The 17,733-nt window shown below is 71.3% G+C and carries 16 protein-coding genes and 1 pseudogene; 4 read left to right on the top strand and 13 right to left on the bottom strand.

Going from position 1 to position 17,733, the window contains the following annotated elements:
• Positions 1-305 precede the first annotated feature (305 nt).
• A pseudogene (locus ACWDD7_RS19090) lies at positions 306-1,482 on the bottom strand (IS110 family transposase); the annotation flags it as partial.
• A gap of 517 nt (positions 1,483-1,999) precedes the next feature.
• On the opposite strand from ACWDD7_RS19090, the gene ACWDD7_RS19085 reads away from it, so the two are divergent.
• Together ACWDD7_RS19085 and ACWDD7_RS19080 are read left to right on the top strand one after the other, a co-directional pair.
• Positions 2,000-2,455: a hypothetical protein gene (locus ACWDD7_RS19085; protein ID WP_450458174.1), complete on the top strand. Its 456-nt coding sequence runs from the start codon at positions 2,000-2,002 to the stop codon at positions 2,453-2,455.
• Between the two features lie 572 nt (positions 2,456-3,027).
• Positions 3,028-4,170, top strand: a complete 1,143-nt coding sequence (locus tag ACWDD7_RS19080) for a sensor histidine kinase (protein WP_392216620.1) — start codon at positions 3,028-3,030, stop codon at positions 4,168-4,170.
• A 69-nt stretch (positions 4,171-4,239) separates the two neighbouring features.
• Here the strand turns inward: ACWDD7_RS19080 and ACWDD7_RS19075 are convergent, their stop codons facing one another.
• The 12 genes from ACWDD7_RS19075 to ACWDD7_RS19020 form a co-directional block, all read right to left on the bottom strand.
• Complete coding sequence (locus tag ACWDD7_RS19075; RefSeq protein ID WP_392216622.1) at positions 4,240-4,431, bottom strand: hypothetical protein; 192 nt, start codon at positions 4,429-4,431, stop codon at positions 4,240-4,242.
• Positions 4,428-5,492 carry an alpha/beta hydrolase gene (locus ACWDD7_RS19070; protein ID WP_450458173.1) on the bottom strand — a complete coding sequence of 355 codons (1,065 nt, stop codon included), beginning with the start codon at positions 5,490-5,492 and terminating at the stop codon, positions 4,428-4,430. Before ACWDD7_RS19070 ends, ACWDD7_RS19075 begins: the two co-directional genes overlap by 4 nt.
• A gap of 177 nt (positions 5,493-5,669) precedes the next feature.
• Positions 5,670-6,851 (bottom strand): macrolide family glycosyltransferase, encoded by a 1,182-nt coding sequence (locus ACWDD7_RS19065; protein ID WP_351878992.1) that lies wholly within the window; start codon positions 6,849-6,851, stop codon positions 5,670-5,672.
• A gap of 16 nt (positions 6,852-6,867) precedes the next feature.
• Entirely contained in the window at positions 6,868-7,854 is a 987-nt protein-coding gene (locus tag ACWDD7_RS19060; protein ID WP_450458172.1) for a Gfo/Idh/MocA family protein, read from the bottom strand.
• Positions 7,851-9,251, bottom strand: a complete 1,401-nt coding sequence (locus ACWDD7_RS19055; protein WP_450458171.1) for an NDP-hexose 2,3-dehydratase family protein — start codon at positions 9,249-9,251, stop codon at positions 7,851-7,853. Before ACWDD7_RS19055 ends, ACWDD7_RS19060 begins: the two co-directional genes overlap by 4 nt.
• Before the next feature lie 43 nt (positions 9,252-9,294).
• On the bottom strand, positions 9,295-10,038 hold the full coding sequence (locus ACWDD7_RS19050; protein ID WP_450458170.1) for an NAD-dependent epimerase/dehydratase family protein: 744 nt from the start codon (positions 10,036-10,038) through the stop codon (positions 9,295-9,297).
• Between the two features lie 109 nt (positions 10,039-10,147).
• Positions 10,148-11,461 carry a lipopolysaccharide biosynthesis protein RfbH gene (gene rfbH / locus ACWDD7_RS19045; protein WP_351878980.1) on the bottom strand — a complete coding sequence of 438 codons (1,314 nt, stop codon included), beginning with the start codon at positions 11,459-11,461 and terminating at the stop codon, positions 10,148-10,150.
• A 1-nt stretch (position 11,462) separates the two neighbouring features.
• Positions 11,463-12,461, bottom strand: a complete 999-nt coding sequence (locus ACWDD7_RS19040) for an NAD-dependent epimerase/dehydratase family protein (RefSeq protein WP_450458169.1) — start codon at positions 12,459-12,461, stop codon at positions 11,463-11,465.
• Positions 12,448-13,434: a dTDP-glucose 4,6-dehydratase gene (rfbB, locus tag ACWDD7_RS19035; RefSeq protein ID WP_450458168.1), complete on the bottom strand. Its 987-nt coding sequence runs from the start codon at positions 13,432-13,434 to the stop codon at positions 12,448-12,450. Before rfbB ends, ACWDD7_RS19040 begins: the two co-directional genes overlap by 14 nt.
• On the bottom strand, positions 13,431-14,498 hold the full coding sequence (locus tag ACWDD7_RS19030; protein ID WP_351878971.1) for a glucose-1-phosphate thymidylyltransferase: 1,068 nt from the start codon (positions 14,496-14,498) through the stop codon (positions 13,431-13,433). The genes rfbB and ACWDD7_RS19030 overlap by 4 nt, the downstream gene beginning before the upstream one ends.
• A 16-nt stretch (positions 14,499-14,514) precedes the next feature.
• Positions 14,515-15,087 carry a dTDP-4-dehydrorhamnose 3,5-epimerase family protein gene (locus tag ACWDD7_RS19025; RefSeq protein WP_351878968.1) on the bottom strand — a complete coding sequence of 191 codons (573 nt, stop codon included), beginning with the start codon at positions 15,085-15,087 and terminating at the stop codon, positions 14,515-14,517.
• 57 nt (positions 15,088-15,144) lie between these two features.
• Positions 15,145-16,431 carry a nucleotide disphospho-sugar-binding domain-containing protein gene (locus tag ACWDD7_RS19020; protein ID WP_450458167.1) on the bottom strand — a complete coding sequence of 429 codons (1,287 nt, stop codon included), beginning with the start codon at positions 16,429-16,431 and terminating at the stop codon, positions 15,145-15,147.
• A 362-nt stretch (positions 16,432-16,793) separates the two neighbouring features.
• On the opposite strand from ACWDD7_RS19020, the gene ACWDD7_RS19015 reads away from it, so the two are divergent.
• Both ACWDD7_RS19015 and ACWDD7_RS19010 read left to right on the top strand, forming a co-directional pair.
• Positions 16,794-17,402 (top strand): response regulator transcription factor, encoded by a 609-nt coding sequence (locus tag ACWDD7_RS19015; RefSeq protein ID WP_351879001.1) that lies wholly within the window; start codon positions 16,794-16,796, stop codon positions 17,400-17,402.
• 147 nt (positions 17,403-17,549) lie between these two features.
• On the top strand, positions 17,550-17,733 hold a 184-nt coding region (locus tag ACWDD7_RS19010; RefSeq protein ID WP_351878962.1), incomplete at its 3' end, for a hypothetical protein.

The raw sequence follows: 17,733 nt of genomic DNA, 5'->3' as shown, positions 1-17,733 counted from the left end.
TCGGCCAGCCGGGCCTGCGGGGAGTCCTGCGAGGCCAGGCAGCGGGCCGCCTCGCGCAGTCGCGCCTGAGCCTCTTGTGCCCGGCCCAGCCGGTTGGCTGCGCCCGCGGCGTAGCCGAGGGGCCCAGCCTTCCTGAAGCCCGTCCCCGCAGTCGCGGGTCGCCGCGAGCGCGGCGTCGGCGGTCGTCAGGGCGGCGTGGGGATCGGCGACGCTGAGGTTGTAGGCCCAGGCGAGGTGGTTGAGGTGGACCGCCTCCTCCCGCCTGCTGCCCAGCGAGCGGGCGGAGTCGGCGGAGAGCTGGAACACCTGGGTTCGTAGAGGGTTCCGTCGCGGAGCATGGCGAACAGGACGCTGATGCGGTGCCGGGCCAGGCGGAGCAGAGCCTGTGTGTGGGTTTTGCCGCGGGCCCGGCATTTGTCGTAGTAGGTGCGGGAGGCGGGGTCGTGCAGGGCGGCGAACGCGGACAGGAACATCGCGCGTTTGAGCTGCCGGTTACCGCCCTGTGGTGCGTGTTCGCCGTGGATCGAGGTCCCCGAGGACTTTGTCGTCGGGGCGAGGCCGGCGTAGGAGGCGAGGTGGGCGGCGGTGGGGAAGCTGGTGCCGTCTTGGACGGTGACCAGCAGGACTGCTGCGGTCCTGACGCCGACGCCGGGCAGCGACGTCAGGACCTGGGAAAGAGGGTGGGCCTCCAGCAGTTCGCTGATCTGGGCTTCTAAGGTCCGGCGTTGTTCGTGGACGGCCGCGAGTGAGCGGGCCAGGGACGGGATGACCACGTCGAGGGTGCCGGTGCCCGGGACGACGACTGTCTGCTCGTCCAGGGCGTCGAAGATGTCGTCGATGAGGCGGGTGGCCATGCGCGGGGCCTTGGGCCGGATCAGCTCGACGAGCCTGCGGCGTCCGGCTTTTCGCAGTGCGGCCGGGGATCCGTAGCGTTCCAGCAGCCAGGTCACCGCGGCATGGTCGAGGCGGGGTCCCAGGACACGCTCAAGGCTGGGGTGGAACTGGGTGAGCAGGCCCCGTATCCGGTTGGAGGTCCGGGTGGCCTCGGCGGCGAGGTCCTGGTCGAAGCCCACGAGAACGGTCAGTTCGGCGGTGATCTCGTCGGTCAGTTCCAGGGAGCGCAGGGTGTGCGGCATCGTTCGGGCTGCGTCCGCGATCACGGCCGCGTCCTTCGCGTCGGTCTTCGCCTCGCCAGGGTAGAGGTCGGCGCATGGCGAGGCCGGGCAGGTAGGCGACTTGGCAGCCCGTGGCGCGGGCGACGGCCAGCGGCAGGGCGCCGATGGATGCGGGCTGGTCCACGACGACGAGGACGGTGCCGAACTTGGCAGCCGGTTTCTCCAAGACGGCCCGCAGTTTCGGCTCGCTGTTGGGCAGCGGTTTGTCGAAGACCTTCTTGCCGGCCGGGGTGAGCCCGTGGCCGTGATGTGTGCTCTTGCCGACGTCCAGGCCGAGGAAGACGCCCACGCTGCTGGTGTCGATCACCGTGCCCCCACTTGCTCGTAACCGGTGCTGGCCTGGGCGTCGGGGCCGTTCTCGCGCATCCACGTTATGCAGACCTGCCGCCCGCGAATGGCCGGGCATTGCGCCCGGCCGGGCGGTGGCCGGACCTTTCATCAGCGTCTGTGACGGCACCCCTCGGGCCCGGTGACACCGCACCCCCCAGGTCATCTGTTCGACAGGGGGACACAGTCATGCCGGGCCCGGAGGCCAGCGGCCCTCTTGCAGGACCGCGGAAAACATAACGGGGGGACGCGAGCGTCGAGATCGTGCTGCCCGAGTCCCTGGAGGGCGCGGAGGGGCTCTGCGACGTCCTGGACCCGGAGGAGGGCGACGTGGCGAGATCTGATTCCGGGCCACCGGCTCGACGCCTGACCGTCGCCGTGCCGTGCGGGGGGCGTGTTTTGGATCTTGTCGGTGTCCGTCATACTCCGAGGGACTTCACACCTGCCGGGGGGTACGAGGTGCTCGTCCTTCCCGGGGTGACGGACGAAGGAGGAACGTGCAGCACCACATAGGCCGGACGACGCTCACCGCGGCGGTCCTGGTGATCGCCGCGGCACTCGGCGGCTGCGACGACGAGCCCCGGAAGGTGTCGGGGCTGCTGGACAGCACGCGGCACGTCCACGCGCTGACCGGACTCGCGACCCGCGCGCACATGGTCAAGCGCTGTCATTCCGGATCCAAGCGGGTGCGGCACACATCCGGCCGCGGCGGCGACAAGCGCACCTGGTACACCGATGAGCCGACCACCGTGTGCACGAAGGTGCGACAGGGCACGGAGACCTATCGCCGTGTGATCCGCCCGGAGCGCTGGTGCGTCAGGCTGGACGACGTCGACGGCAAGGACTCCAGGGACGATGTCTGGTACCGCGTCGACAACAACACCTACCTGGATGCCCGGATGTCCGAAGCCGGACACCCCATGACGTTCGAGCCCGAGCGCGACGGCTGCTGAATCCGGCGGGGGCCCGTCCGGCCCCCTCCCCCTGGCAGGCGACCGCGTCCCCGGTGCGCCGCTCCAGCCGGCGGTCCGACCGCCGGTGGCGGCACGGGGAGGACGGTGTCCGTCCACCACCTCACACGCCCGCGTCGCGTGCGAGCGCGGGCCCGGGCGGGCGACCGGGTCGCCAGGAGTGCCGCCTGCCGCCCTCGTGGCACGTTCGCGGTACGTCGGCCCGCCTGCCCGACAAGGCATCAGCCGCATCAACGGCGAGTGCTCGGGCATCATCTGCGCATGAGCTCGCACGCACGAGCCCATGATGCGGAACGCCTGTCCACCACGGCCCCGCAGACGATCGGCCCATGCGGTGGAGCAGCCATGTCCGGCCCCCGTGCGGGGGCCGGTTCGGACTGTGCAACGTCGATCTCACGAACATCCGATCACCGCTCGTCCCCCACAAGCTCTTCATAGAATTCCGTCAACGACGCACAGAGTTGCGAGAGGCCGTCAACATGATGGGCAGTCACGACCGTTCCGACAGCGTGGACGGGTCGAATGGCGACAGACGCGAGGCGACACCCCCGTCCGTGTCCGGCAACGCTCTTCCCGCCTCCAAGCTGGCGCGCACCATCCTCCTCACCGCGTTGCTGGGGTCCGCACTCCTGACCACCACGGACATCCTCAGCGCCGGTGCCTCCCCCTCCGCCGAAACCACCTTTCTGCTCCTCCTTCCGCTGATTCTCGCCCTCCAGGTCCTGCACTCCGTCCCGGACAGCAGCCGGGCTCCCCTGGGCCGCAAGTGCATGACCCTGGCCGCCCAGGTGCTCCTGACCTATCTGCCGCTCCTGCTGTTCCGGACGTTCTGGACGACGACGACTGCCTATCTGGCGGGCTCGCTGCTGCTGCTCCTCCCGCCCCGGGCGGCCTGGCCGCTCTTCGGCCTCGTGGGGCTCAGCATGGTGATCCCCACGGCCCTCGACGGCGGACCGCTCGTCGAGAGCATCCGTCTGGCCCAGATCTCGCTCCTCACCGGCTTCCTCCTCTACGGACTGGCCCGACTGGCCGATCTGGTCACGCAGTTGCACGCCGTCCGCGGTGACCTGGTCCGGCGCGCGGTCACCGCGGAGCGGCTGCGCTTCGCCCGAGACCTCCACGACCTCCTCGGCCACAGCCTCTCCGCCATCACGCTGAAGAGCGAGCTGATCCACGAGCTGATTCCGGCCCAACCGGCCCGCGCGGTGAAGGAGGTCGACGAGGTCCTGTCCATCGCCGAACGGTCCCTCGCCGACGTCCGCAGGGTCGCGAGCGGCTTCCGCGACCTGTCACTGCGCAAGGAGATCAAGTCGGCGCGGTCGATACTCGACGCCGCCGGCATCGCCGTACAGGCGAAGGTGGACCTGGCTCCGCTCGCCCCGGCCGTGGACACGGCGCTCGCCACCACGCTGCGGGAGGCCGTCACCAATCTGCTGCGGCACAGCAACGCCTCCCGCTGCCGCATCGAGGCCGTGGAGCTGGGCGGTGTGATCCGGCTGCTGGTCGAGAACGACGGCGTCGACGGCGTCCACCACGATCCCTCGCCCTACGGCGGCCACGGCCTGGGCAATCTGCACGCGCGGATGACCGCGGTGGGCGGACGGCTGGAGTCGGGCCCCTGGGCCGAGGGCACGTTCAGGCTGCTGGCCGAAGTGCCCGCGCAGGGGCTCTCGGCCACCACGCGGACCGGCGGCTGACCGGTCCCGGCCAGGGTGTGGGCGGCGGCCCCGAGGGGTGGTCGCCGCCCACGGCGCGGCCGGTGCCGGTCAGCGGGGCCCGGCGACGGCACCGTCCCCGTGGACCGTGCCGCCGAGCCCGGACAGGAACCGCAGCGCGGTGGCGGGCGTGAGGCGGACGGCCGTCACCTCGTTCTCGGTGAGGCCGAGGGAGCTCAGCGTCTGCCACGGCCGCACCCCGGTGCCGGAGGTCGTGTCCTCGTCGTTCCGGGACTCGTTCATGAGGCTCTCCTGCCGCGCGGAGTGCGGGACGCCGGCCGGTCCCCGCCGCCCGCCAGGCGCAGCCGCAGGAGCTGGAGGACGAGCCAGCGCCGCATCGCGCCGAGATGGGCGGGCGAACCGTGCACGTCGTCGAACGTCTTGAACCGCACGTCCTGGAGCGTGCGGCTCAGCAGCGCCTGGTCTCCGGCCGGGATGATCTCGTCGCGGCTGCTGACGACGTACCGGACGGGGATCCGCACCTGCCGCAGCTGCTCCGGCGTGAGCGCGAACTGCGGCAGCAGGCGCCGCAGCGCGGTGAGGTCCTCGCTGCCGGTGAGGCGGCGCAGGGTGTCGGCGGTGATGCCGGGGACCCGGGGCCACCACGTCTCGTCCCGGAAGAAGTCGCTCACGGGCGCGCCCACGGTGAGGACGCGGCGGATGCGGGAGTCCTCGGCAGCGGCTCGCACGGCGAGATGGCCGCTGAAGCTCAGCGCGAGCATCGAGGTGTCGGACACCACGGCCCGGTCGGCGAGTTCGTCGAGCAGGAAGCCGAGGATGCGCCAGGAGCCGGGCCCGTAGGTGAAGGTGTTCTCGCCGACGCCCGGCAGTTCGGTGACGACGGTGGCGTAGCCGAGTCTGCGCAGCAGGGGCAGCAGCGGCGCCCACTGCTCCTTCACGCTGACGATGCCGCCCATGACGATCAGCAGCGGGCGGGGCCTGTCGAGCCCGGCGGCCCAGCAGGCGACGGTGCCGTCGCTGTGCTCGAACTCCAGGCGCTCGATACCGTCCTGGCCGCGGCGCCACTGGTCGAAGGTGTCGACGCACAGGCGCTGGGCGCGGACGCGGTCGGCGTCGCCGTGGTACGGGAACCGGGCGAGCGCGAAGTGCCGGCACGCGTCGAGGAGGTCGCCGCGGTCGGCGGCGGCCCGGCCCTCGGCGGTCCACACCGCGGCCCACGACCGCCCGTCCGCCGCGGTGTCGTTGGTGATGCCGGTGAGGACGCGCGTGACGTGCTGGGGCCTCATGCCCTGGCCCCGGGCGTGCAGGCGGGCGAATTCCTTGAGTTCTTCCAGATGGTCCATCGGTCTCCTAGCGAGGGGACCACCGGCTCGGGCCGGTGGTGCCGTCGGGGCGGCGGGGGCACCTTGGAAGAACCTGGAGACCCTGCCCGCCGGGTCCCGCCGGAGCGGCTCTGCACGCCCAGTGTCGAGGCGTGCGCTTGCGTGGTGCTTGTACGCGGGCGTCAGGCGCGGCGGCGATCAGTCCAGTGCGGTCAGGTACGCCTCGACGGCGTCGGCCGCGACGGCCGGGCCGTCGACGGACCGCATGCGCTCCCGCACGGCCCGCACCCGTTCGGCCACCGACGGGTCGCCCGCCACCTGGTCCACCGTCGCGCGCAGGCTCTCCACGGTGACGTCCTCCTTGGCCAGCACGCGGCCGAGGCCCAGCTCCTCCACGCGCAGGGCGTTCGCCCGCTGCTCGTTCGACTGCGGTACGAGGATCATGGGCACGCCGTTGTCCAGCGACTCCATGGTGCTGTTCATGCCGCCGTGGCTGATGAACAGCCGAGCGTGGCGCAGCACGTCGAGCTGGGGCGCGTACCGCCGTACGTCGACGTTCGCGGGCAGCGGCCCGAGGCCCGCCGGGTCGGTGTGGTCGCCGACGGTGATGAGGACGTCCCACTCGGAGTCGCCGAAGGCCTCGATGGCCATGGTGAAGAACTCCGGCCAGCCCCTGGCCGAGGTGCCGAGGGAGATGAGCAGGACGGGCCGGTCCGGCGAGGCCGGCCGCCAGGTGCCCTGGTAGGGGCGTTCGGCGATGCAGGGGCCGGTGAAGACGAACCGCTCGTCGAAGGTCTCGCCCGCGTACTGGAATTCGCGGGGGAGGAAGACGAGGGCGAGTCTCTCGATGTGGGTGAGGAAGCCCATCGGGTCGGCCGGGAGCCCGAAGCGGGGCAGCACCGCCGCCAGTCGCCGCACCGCCTCCACGATCCGTGGGTCGTCCAGCTCGGCCACCGGGAACTTCTCCCGGATGGAGAAGTGTTCGTTCGCGCCGAACACGGGATAGGTCCGGATCACCGGGATACCGTGCGCGGCGGCGAAGAAGCGCGCTCCCCAGGCCATGAAGTCGTGGACGATCACGTCCGGCCTGTTCTCCTCGTAGAACGGTCCGACCTGGGACACGAGGGACGTGGCCTCGTCCAGGCTCCGCAGTCCCTCGCCGGCGGCCTCCTCGGGGGTCAGGGGGGCGCGGTAGAAGTCGCCGAAGACCGAGTCGTACCGGACCGGTTCGGCTCCGGCTGCCTTGACGATGGGGGCGAAATGATCGGTCACGGTGCAGGTGACGCGATGGCCCCGTTCGACCAGCTCCTCGACGACGCCGATCGTGGGATTGACGTGGCCTACAGCCGGAAAGTTGAAGAAAGCGATGTGGCGTCGCACGCGGGCCTCCTGCCGCTCATCCATTGCCGTCGGGTTCGCCGGCTGCGGCGAACCGGTGTATTTCGTCGAGGAGTCGGGCCTGCCGCAGGGTGTCGCCGGTGTCCGGGAGGGTTCCGGAGCGCACGGCGGCGGCGAAGGCCGCGACGGTGGCCGCCACCTGGTCGTGCGGTGCGAGCCGGAACTCCTCGCTCTTGCCGTCACGGTGGAGGGCGATCACGGGGACGTGGTCGGCGGGCGGGGTGAAGGCCCGCTCGACGGTGATGCTTCCCTCGCTGCCCCACAGTTCGTAGGTCGAACGGTAGGCGTGCTCCATGCCGAAGGTGATCTGGGCGGTGGCGGTGCCGGGCGTGCTCAGCAACGCGGCGCCGGAGGTCTCGACCCGTCGTCCCGCGCCCCGGACGAGACGGGCGCCGCTGACGCGGAGGTCGGGGCCGAGGAAGTGCAGTGCGGCCCGCAGGGGGTAGATGCCCACGTCCGCCAGGGCGCCGCCGCCGAGGTCCGGGTCGTACCGGATGTCGCCGTCCGGGAGCGGGGGGATGGTGAACGCGGCGTGGAACGCGCGCACTTCGCCGATCGCGCCGTCGGCGACCAGGCGCTGTACGGCCCGGTGCCGGCGGTGGTGGACGAACATCACGTTCTCCATGAGCACCAGGCCGCGCTCGGCGGCGAGGCGGAGCAGGTCCGCGGTGCGGCGGTGGTCGGTGGTCAGGGGCTTCTCGGCGAGGACGGAGCGGCCCGTGCGCAGTGCCGCCTCGGTCCACTGCGCGTGCAGGGCCGCCGGCAGCGGCACGTAGACGGCCTGGACGTCGTCCTGTTCGAGGAGCGCGTCGTATCCGTGGACGGGCCGGCAGCCGAAGCGTTCGGCGACCTCTCGTGCCTTCGCCGCGTCCCGGCTGGCCACTGCCGCGATCTCGATGCCGGGGTCCGCCGCGAAGGCGGGCAGCATACGGCGCACCGCGATGTCCGCGCAGCCGAGCACCCCGATCCTCAGGCGGCCGGTCATCGCGCCCGCACCGTGGTCGCGTTGAGGCAGGCGAGCAGGGTGCGGGCCTGGACGTTGAGGTAGTGGCCGTGGCGCACCAGGGAGGTGAGCTGGCCGGGGGTGACCCAGGCGTAGCCGGGCGGCGGGTCCTGCGGGGCGTCGGCCTCGTCCGCCTCGACGAGGAGGCAGCGGCTGACGGCGTTGAGGAAGCGGCCGCCCTCCTCGGAGTGCACGGCCTCGTAGCGGACGCGGTCCGGGGTCGCGCGCACCACCGTGTCCAGGAACAACGGGCGTTCGCCCGCGGGCAGATGGGCGTAGTTGTCCGGGGTGTACTGGACGGTGGGCCCGAGTTCGACGGTGTCGAGGAAGCCGGCCTCGACGCGGGCGTGCACCAGGACGTGCGGGACGCCGCCGAACTCCCGGAGGAGGAAGGCGGTGACGCCGGGGCCGACCGGCTCGAACAGGGGCTGGGTCCAGCCGGTCACCTCACGGTTCCCCGCCCGCACGGACACGGCGACGACATCGAAGTAGCGGCCGGTCTCGTGCTCGATCGCGCTCTCGCGGCGCTTCCAGCCCGGGAGGTTGTCCAGCGGAACACGTTCGGCCCGCACACAGTGCCGGGTGCGCTCGCCCGTGATCCAGGAGAGCAGCTCGGTGTCGGAGAGCAGCGCGCCGTCCCAGGCGTCGCCGAAGGGCAGGCAGGACAGCACCGTGCGCGAGTCCATGTTGACCACGTTGTCCAGGTGCAGCAGCTGGGCGATCTGCCCCAGGGTGAGCCAGCAGAAGTCGTCGAGGAGGGGGACGTCGCCCACCGCCTCGACCACCATGTTGCGGTTGGACTTGTGATGGAACCAGGAGCCGTGCTCGGACTGGAGCACGTCCGCGACGATCCGGCCGCGGCGCGGCCCGACGAAGTACTCGATGTACTTGACGTCCGCGCCCTTGTGGGCCTTGGTGTAGTTGCTGCGGGTCGCCTGGACGGTGGGCGACAGCTGGAGCAGGTTGGGGTTGCCCGGTTCCATCTTCGCCTGCATCAGGAAGTGCGGCACCCCGTCGAACTCCTTGACGAGGATGCCCAGGATGCCCACCTCGGGCTGTCTGATGATGGGCTGGTACCAGTCGGCGTGCGGGCCGTCGCCGTGCGGTTCGCCCTCCTCCGTGACGTGCAGGCCCTCGACGGTGAAGAAGCGTCCGCTGCGGTGCACCAGGTTCCCGGTGGTCTCCTGGAACGACCAGCCGTCCAGCTCGGCGAACGGTATCCGTTCCACCTCGAAGGTGTGGGCCCGGCCCCGTTCGGCCAGCCAGCCGGCGAAGTCGGCGGTGCGCAGGTGCGCGCCCTCGGTGGTGGCCGCCGAGAGCGCGATGCGGTCCGGCAGGCTCGTGTCCGCCCGTGTCCGGAGCGTGGGGGTCGACGGCATCGGAGAGGCTCCCTGCTTTTCTGGTGAGGAGGGTGCGGCCGGGTCAGGTATGGTCGGCCGCGATGAAGTCGTTGAGGACCCGGCGGTAGTAGTCGGGACCGAAGCCCAGGTCCGCCACCTCCGGGACCAGGGCGCGTAACTTCTGGGTGGAGATGGCGTACGCGACGCCGGCGTCCACGTACTCCTTGCGCGGCGTGAGCCGCAGCGCGCGGGCGAGGTGGTCGGCGATGTCCTCCACCGGGGTGGCGAACCCGGAGGCCACGTTGACCGTGTCGGCCCGCAGTCCCGCGCCGAGCAGCCGGTCGGTGATCGTCAGCATGTCCGCGACGCCGATCAGGTCGCGGGCCGCGCCCCGGTGCAGGGACACCACCCCTGCCCGGACCTGCCGCACCAGCGTCGGGACGAGCTGGTGGGGCCGTCCGTGCGGGCCCACCAGGTGGGCCAGCCGGAGGATGAGGTGGTCGGTCCCGGAGTCGCGTAACTGTCGTTCGAGCGCGAGCTTGTGTGCGCCGTAGGGGGTGGCGGGGCGCACCGGGGCGTCCTCCGCGCCCGGCCCCTCGGCGAGGCCGTACATTCCGGTGGCGGCGGTCGAGAAGAACAGCAGCAGCTTCCCGCCCGCGGCACACCGCTTCCCGACGTCGCGCAGCAGCGCGGCCTCGCGCGCGTAGTCCGCTTCGGTGGCGCCGCTGGTCCTGGACTCCCCCGCCGCGAGGGCCACGGTGTCCGGATGACGGCCGGCCAGCGGACGCAGACTCCGTGCCAGGAATCCGGTCCCCACTATCTCCATCGTCTACCGATCTCCTGGGTGGAGGCGGCCCGGTGGCTCGGAACCTGTCGGCGGGCCCCGTTCCCGGCGGGAGTCCGGGTCCCGGTCCGGGAGGGGTGCCGACGGGCTCTCAGCCGCGCTGGGCCACGAACTCCTTGATCGTGGCGGTCATGTAGTCGAGCATCTCGTCGGTGAGCCCCGGGTAGACGCCGATCCAGAACGTGTGCTCGGTGATGACGTCGCTGTTGGTGAGATCGCCGACGACCCGGTGGGGCCGGCCGATGTAGGCGGGCTGCCGGGTGAGGTTGCCGGCGAACAGCCGCCGGGTGCCGATCTTGTGCTCCTCCAGGTGGGCGACGAGCTCGGCGCGGGTGAAGCGGGCCTCGGGGTCGACGGTGATGACGAAGCCGAACCAGCTCGGGTCGGACTTCGCGGTGGGCTCGGGGAGCAGCAGGCCCGGTACGCCGTCCAGTCCCTCGCGCAGCCGGCGCCAGTTGCGGCGGCGCGCCTCGACGAAGCCGTCCAGCTTGTCGAGCTGGGAGAGTCCGAGGGCGGCCTGGATGTCGGTTCCCTTCAGGTTGTAACCGATGTGGGAGAAGATGTACTTGTGGTCGTACCCGGCCGGCAGGTCGCCCATCTGGTACTCGAAGCGCTTGAAGCAGGTGTTGTTCTTGCCGGGTTCGCACCAGCAGTCCCGGCCCCAGTCGCGCAGCGACTCCACGATGCGGGCGAGGCCCAGGTCGGAGGTGAGCAGGCAGCCGCCCTCGCCCATGGTGAGGTGGTGCGCGGGATAGAAGCTGACCGTGGTCATGTGGCCGAAGGTGCCGGTGAGCTGCCCGTCGTAGGTCGAGCCGACCGCGTCGCAGTTGTCCTCGACGAGGTAGAGGTCGTGCTCCTTGGCGAGTTGGGCGATCTCGGCCACCTCGAAGGGGTTGCCGAGCGCGTGCGCGATCATGATGGCCCGCGTCTTGGGGCCGATCGCCCGCGCCACCCGCTCGGCCGTGGTGTTGTACGTGGCCAGCTCCACGTCCACGAAGACCGGGACGAGTCCGTTCTGCAGGATCGGGTTGACGGTGGTGGGGAAGCCCGCGGCGACGGTGATCACCTCGTCGCCCGGCTTCAGCGCCCGGTCACCGAGTTCGTGCTGGGTGAGGGCGGACATGGCGAGGAGGTTCGCGGACGAACCGGAGTTGGTCAGATGGGCCTTGCGCCGCTTCAGCCGCTTGGCGAAGGCGGACTCGAACTTCCGGGAGCTGGGTCCGGCGGCGATGCGCATGGTCAGCGCCGCCTCGACGATCGCGACCCGGTCCGCCTCGTCCAGGACCGCGCCGGAGGGCCAGATCTCGGTCACGCCGGGCACGAACTCCCGTGCCGGCGCGGTCTCCCGGTGGTACCTGCGGACCTCGTCCAGCACCAGTTCCTTGGGGTCGGTGGTGTCGCTCACTTCATGTCCTTCCATTGACCGGTGCCGGCAGAGCGGCCGCGAGCAGGTCGCGCAACGAGTCGTCGAGGGTGCGGCGCGGCTGCCATCCCAGGAGCCGCAGCGCCCGTGAGACGTCGAGTTGCTGCCACGCCACGTCGGTGCGTGGGGACGGGCCCGGGGCGGCCTCGGCGACCGTGAGGTCCAGGCCGCTGAGGCCGACCATGCGGTCGATCAACGCGCGCATCGGGACCGCCTCGCCGCGCCCGACATTGATCACCTGGCCGCTCACGTCGGCCTTCGGCGCGACGGCGGCGGCCCGTACGGCGTCCACGGTGTCGCGCATGTCCACGAGGTCGCGCCGGGCCCGCAGCGGCGGCAGTCTCAGCGCGTCGGGCTCCTCGCCCCGGGAGCGGGCACGGGCGGCCTCGCCGAGGTGCGCGGCGACCTTGCCGAAGAGGCTGGTGGCCGGCACCCCGGCACCGATCACCTGGGCGAGGCGGAGAACGACGCCGTCCACGCCGTCGTCCGCCACGGCCCTCAGGACGGCCCGCGTGCCGAGGAGTTTGGTGCGCCCGTACGGCGTGACGGGTGCGGGCTCCTGCTCCTCGCGGGTACCGGAACCCGGTGTCCCGGCGCCGTACTCGTGGACGGTGCCGAGCTGGATCAGCCGCGGGGGGCGGGGCAGCCGGGCGAGTGCCCGGGTGAGGCGGACGACCAGGTCCGCGTTGCCAGCGGTCATCGCGGCCTCGTCGCCCTGCCAGACCCGGCCCGCGGCGTTGACCACCACGTCGGGCGCCACCGACCCGAAGAAGCCGGCGAGTTCGCGGGCGTCGGCGGCGAGCAGGTCCAGGGCGACGTGCCGCGCGTCCGCCGGGCCGTCCCCGGCCGGCTTCCGGGACACCAGGTGCGTCTGCGCGCCGTCGGCGCAAAAGGCCGCGCCGATCCGGCGGCCCAGGCAGCCGGAGCCGCCGAGCACCACGACACGGAGCCCGGATGCCGGGCCGTGCTCAGTCGTGCGCACGGTCGGCTCCGTACTTGACGCTCTTCCACCAGTCGGGGTGGTCGCGGTACCAGGCCACCGTGGCGGCCAGCCCCTCCTCGAACCCGATCCGCGGCGCGTAGCCGAGTTCCGTACGGATCTTGGTCTCGTCGATGGAGTAGCGCAGGTCGTGCGCCTTGCGGTCGGGGACGTGGCGGATCATCTCCTCGCCCGAGCCGGTCAGTTCGAGCAGGTGCTCGGTGATGGCCCGGTTGGTGCGCTCGTTGCCGCCGCCGATGTTGTAGATCTCGCCGGGCCGGCCGTGGTCGAGCACGAGGTGGATGCCGCGGCAGTGGTCGTCCACGTGCAGCCATTCGCGGATGTTGTGTCCGTCCCCGTACAGCGGCACCTGCCGGCCTTCCAGCAGGTTGGTGACGAACAGCGGGATGAGCTTCTCCGGGTGCTGGTAGGGCCCGTAGTTGTTGGAGCAGCGGGTGACGGAGAGGTTCACCCCGTGTGTGCGCCAGTAGGTGCGGGCGACCAGGTCGGAACAGGCCTTGGAGGCCGCGTAGGGGGTGTTGGGCAGCAGCGGCCAGTCCTCGGTCCAGGAGCCCTCGTCGATCGAGCCGTACACCTCGTCGGTGGAGACGTGCACGACCCGTTCGACGCCGGTGTCCAGCACGGCGTCGAGGAGTGTCTGGGTGCCCAGGACGTTGGTGCGGAAGAACGGGGCCGCGCCCTCCAGCGAGCGGTCCACGTGGGACTCGGCGGCGAAGTGCACCACGGCGTCGTGCCCGGGCAGCAGTTCCCGCAGCAGGGCCAGGTCGCAGACGTCGCCCCGGACGAACTCCAGGCGCGGGTGCGAGGCGGGCAGGTTGTCGCGGTTGCCCGCGTAGGTCAGCTTGTCCAGAGCGGTGACCCGCGCGTCCTCCCATCCCGCGTACGCGTTCGCGAGGAGGTGACGGACGAAGTTGGAGCCGATGAACCCGGCTGCTCCGGTGACGAGGATCCTCATGCCGCGACTTCCACTCGGGTGTGGTCTCCGACGACCAGGCGGTAACGGTCCGTGCTCTGCCCGCTGGTGCCGACCGAGGCGGAGCGGCCGATGACGGAACTGCGCAGGCCCTGGACACCGGTGACCGACGCGCCGTCCAGCGCGATGGAGTACTCCAGCCGGCTCCCGGTGACCGCGCACGCGCGGCCGATGGACGTGTGGGGGCCGATGTGGCTGTCCTCCACGACCGTGCCGGCGCCGATGATCACGGGCCCCTCGATGCGGGAGCGCACGACACGCGCCCCTTCCTCCACGACGACCGGTCCCACCAGCACGCTGGCGTCGTCGACCGCGCCGTGCACGGCCGGCCGCAGGCTGTCCAGGACGTAGCGGTTGCACTCCAGGACGTCCTCGACGTTCCCGGTGTCCTTCCAGTAGCCCTCGTACCGGCCGGCCCGCACGTCCGCGCCCGCCGACACCAGCCACTGGATCGCGTCGGTGATCTCCAGCTCGCCGCGGGCGCTGGGCTCGATGGACCGTACGGCCTCGTGGATGGCGGCGGTGAAGAAGTACACGCCCATCAGGGCCAGGTCGCTGACCGGCCGCTGCGGCTTCTCCACCAGGCGCCGCACCTCACCGCCGGGCCCCAGTTCGGCCACGCCGAAGGCGCGCGGGTCCGGGACCTTGTACACCACGACGTGGGCGGCCGGGCGGTGCGCCGCGAACTCCTCGGCGATGGAGACGATCCCCTCGGGCAGCATGTTGTCGCCGAGGTACATCACGAAGTCGTCGTCGCCGAGGAAGTCACGGGCGACGGCGACGGTGTGGGCGAGGCCGAGCGGGGCCTCCTGCCGGAGGTAGGTCAGCCGTGCCCCGAACCGCGAACCGTCCCCGAGCGCCTCCTGGATCTCCTGGGCCCGGTCGCCGACGATGACGCCGACCTCGCTCACCCCCAGGTCCAGGATGTTGCGGAGGACGTATTCCAGGACGGGGGTGTTCGCTATGGGGATGAGCTGTTTGGGCATGGAGTAGCTGAAGGGCCGCAGACGGGTGCCCGATCCGCCTGCCAGCACCAGAGCCTTCATGGGAGGTCCTCTCGCTTCATGTGTGGGCGAAATCCGACAGCACGCCCGCGGCCAGGGCCTCGGCCAGCGTCGGTGCCTTCGCGTCCTTGTCCGAGATCAGCGGTGTCCCGGCGCACTCCCAGGGAAGGTCCAGGTCGGGGTCGAGCGGGTTGATGTCGATCTGTGTTCCGGGGACGTACGTGGTCGAGACGACGTAGCAGATGCAGGCGTCGTCGGTGAGCGCCAGGAACCCGTGGCCGACGCCCTCCGGGACGTACACGGACCGGCCCGAGGCGGCGTCCAGTTCGTTGACCTGGTGCCTGCCGAAGGTGGGCGAGCCGACGCGCAGGTCGACGACGACGTCCCGCAGCACTCCCCGGACGCAGGTGATGAACTTGGCCTGCCCCGGGGGGGTGCGCACGCTGTGGATGCCGCGCAGGGTGTGGCGCCGGGACACCGAGTAGTTGATCTGCCGGGGCCGGAAGACGATCCCCGCGGTCCGCTCCAGTTCGTCGGTCCGCAGCGACTCGTAGAAGACGCCACGGCTGTCGGAGAGGTGGTCCGGCTCGATCAGAAACGTACCCGGGATGCTGGTTTCCTCGACGCGCACGCTCGCCCTTCCTTCTCAAGCCGGCCGGCCGGGGCCGAACGGCTGTGGGTGCCTGGGTCAGCCGCGGTGTTCCGCGGTCAGCCGCTCCAGGACGGGGATCACGTCCTTCGGCGCCGGGGCGGCCAGCATGTCCTCGTAGAGGGCACGGGCGCCGAGCTGGAAGGACGGCTCCTCGATCAGCCGCAGGAGGTCCTTGTGCAGGCTGTCGACGTCGATCGCCGCGGGGTCGGCGACCAGTCCGGCACCCCGGCGGGCGACGTACCTCCCCGTGACCATCTCGTCCCACATCGGCAGGGGCACGACGAGCTGGGGCACCTTGAACGCCACGGCGGCGGCGAACGTCCCGCCGCCCCCGTGGTGGATGATCGCCGAGCTGGTGGGCAGCACCTGGTTGAGCGGGACGTACGGGAGGGCGCGGACGTTGTCCGGGAGCGTGCCGGCCGCCTCCAGCTGCTCGCTGTTCAGCGTCGCCACCAGTTCCAGGTCCAGACCGGACACGGACTCGAAGAACTCCCGCATCGGGAAGCCGCTGTGCCGGCCGGCCAGCAGCCGCCGGCTCACGCCCAGGGTGAGCACGGCGCGGGGCCGGTCGGGCCGTGCGTGCAGCCAGCCGGGAAGCGTGGCGGCCCCGTTGTACGGGACGCGGCGCACCGGGACGTACGTCAGGTCCAGCGGGGTGCGCATCCGGGACTGGGTCAGGTCCAGGGTCCACTGGCCGGTCAGCGTCTCCTCGGTGAAGTCGAGGCCGTAGCGCTCCAGCACCGGGCCCAGCCAGGGCATCCACGGGTCCTCGGTCAGGCCCGAGGCAGGGTCGGCCAGTTCCTCGCGCGTCCTGGCCCGGACGAGCCCGATGTTGTCGTTGCCGAACAGCAGGCGCGCGTGCGCGGCGCCGCAGGCGCGCGCGGCCACGGCGCCGGTGGGCGCCAGCGGGTCCCACAGCACCAGGTCCGGACGCCAGTCCTTGGCGAACTCGACCAGTGTGTCCAGGATGGGCCGACGGCCGCCCTCGGCCGTCGGCGGCGGGTAGTACGCGTGGAACATCCCGCCGAGCACGGCCCTGGCCGTGCGCCAGGAGTCCGGGGCGTCGGGGTCGAGGGCCAGGGTGGGCCGGTCCGGGCCGGCGCCTGCGATGAGGGGAGCGAGCGAAGCGGCGAGTTCCTCCTTGCCGCCCAGCGAGACCGCGGTCAGGCCGGCCGAGGTGATGTTCTCGATCACCTTCTGGTCGACCACGCCCTCGGGGCTCGCCACGACGACCTCGTGGCCGGCGCTCTGCAGCGCCCACGCCAGCGGGACGGCTGGATAGAGATGTGCCGAAGCCGGAAAGATGGTGAAAAGAACGCGCATCGCTGAACCTCTCCGAGAGTGCCGACGCCCTGCCGACGCGTACGGTTCGCACGCATCCTGCGGGCGCCCTCTAAAGAGCCGCTTGTGCACCGCGAGGCGGAGGCGAGCGAGGCGTGTAGCACCCGAGACGCACGCACGCCCCTGACTGAACATTCACCAGAAAAGGTGAATTGGCCTCAATTCTTTTCCAAATGGCCAACGGATACGCAGTTGTATGCCCAGAAGCCTTCGAACGGCCCACAATTTTCACGTGGTTGACTTACGATCTCCGCAGGATGGAGGCCGTGAACATGACGGAAACCAACGAGCGGTCCGACGGCTGCGGACGATTCGAGAAGTGCCGACGTCCCCTGGGCGGTTCTGTGATACGGATCCTGCTCGCCGAGGACATGGACATGGTCCGCGGCGCCCTGGTCGCACTGCTGAACCTCCAGGACGATCTCGACGTGATCTGCGAGGTCTCCCGCGGGGACGAGATCGTCGCCATGGCGCTGAAGCACCGGCCCGACGTGGCCATCCTCGACATCGACCTGCCCGGTATCGACGGCCTGTCCGCGGCCGTCCGGCTGCGCGAGCAGCTCCCCCAGTGCCGCGTCCTCATCCTGACCAGCCTCGGACGCCCCGGCGCCCTGCGCCGGGCCCTTGAGGCACGGGTCGCCGGGTACCTCCGCAAGGACGCCCCGTCCTCCGAACTGGCCACCGCGGTACGACGGGTGGCGGCGGGACAGCGAGCGGTCGACCCGGAACTGGCGCTGGCCGCCTGGGAGGAGTACGAGAGCCCTCTCACCACCCGGGAGACCGAGGTGCTGCGGCTCGCGGCGGAGGGTGCGGAGCCCCGGGAGATCGCCGCCACACTGCGCATCTCGGCGGGTACGGTGCGCAACTACCTGACGACCATCGTCGGCAAGCTCAACGCCCGCAACCGCGTCGACGCGATCCGCATCGCGCGCGACTCCGAGTGGCTGCTGTGACGGTGCCGCCGGGTCGTGACCGGCCTGCCCACGCCTGACGTCGTCGGCGCGACCACGGTCCGCCGGCACGGCTTTGGCCGATCACAAGGGGCGCTCCCTAGGGTGCGACGCCAGGCAGTCATCTGCGTCGACACGAAGGAGCGGCCGATGGCCGTGGACACGACCCGTCCGAGTGGCACGAACGCCCCCGGAGAGGCCGACAGAACGACCCTCCCGTCTCACGAGGTACGCCGCCAGGACCGGGTGGTCATCCGGTTCGCGGGGGACTCGGGGGACGGGATGCAGCTGACGGGGGACCGCTTCACCTCGGAGACCGCCTCGTTCGGCAACG

The sequence above is a fragment of the Streptomyces sp. NPDC001056 genome (assembly GCF_053598955.1).
This window is presented reverse-complemented; position numbering and strand designations above follow the sequence as displayed.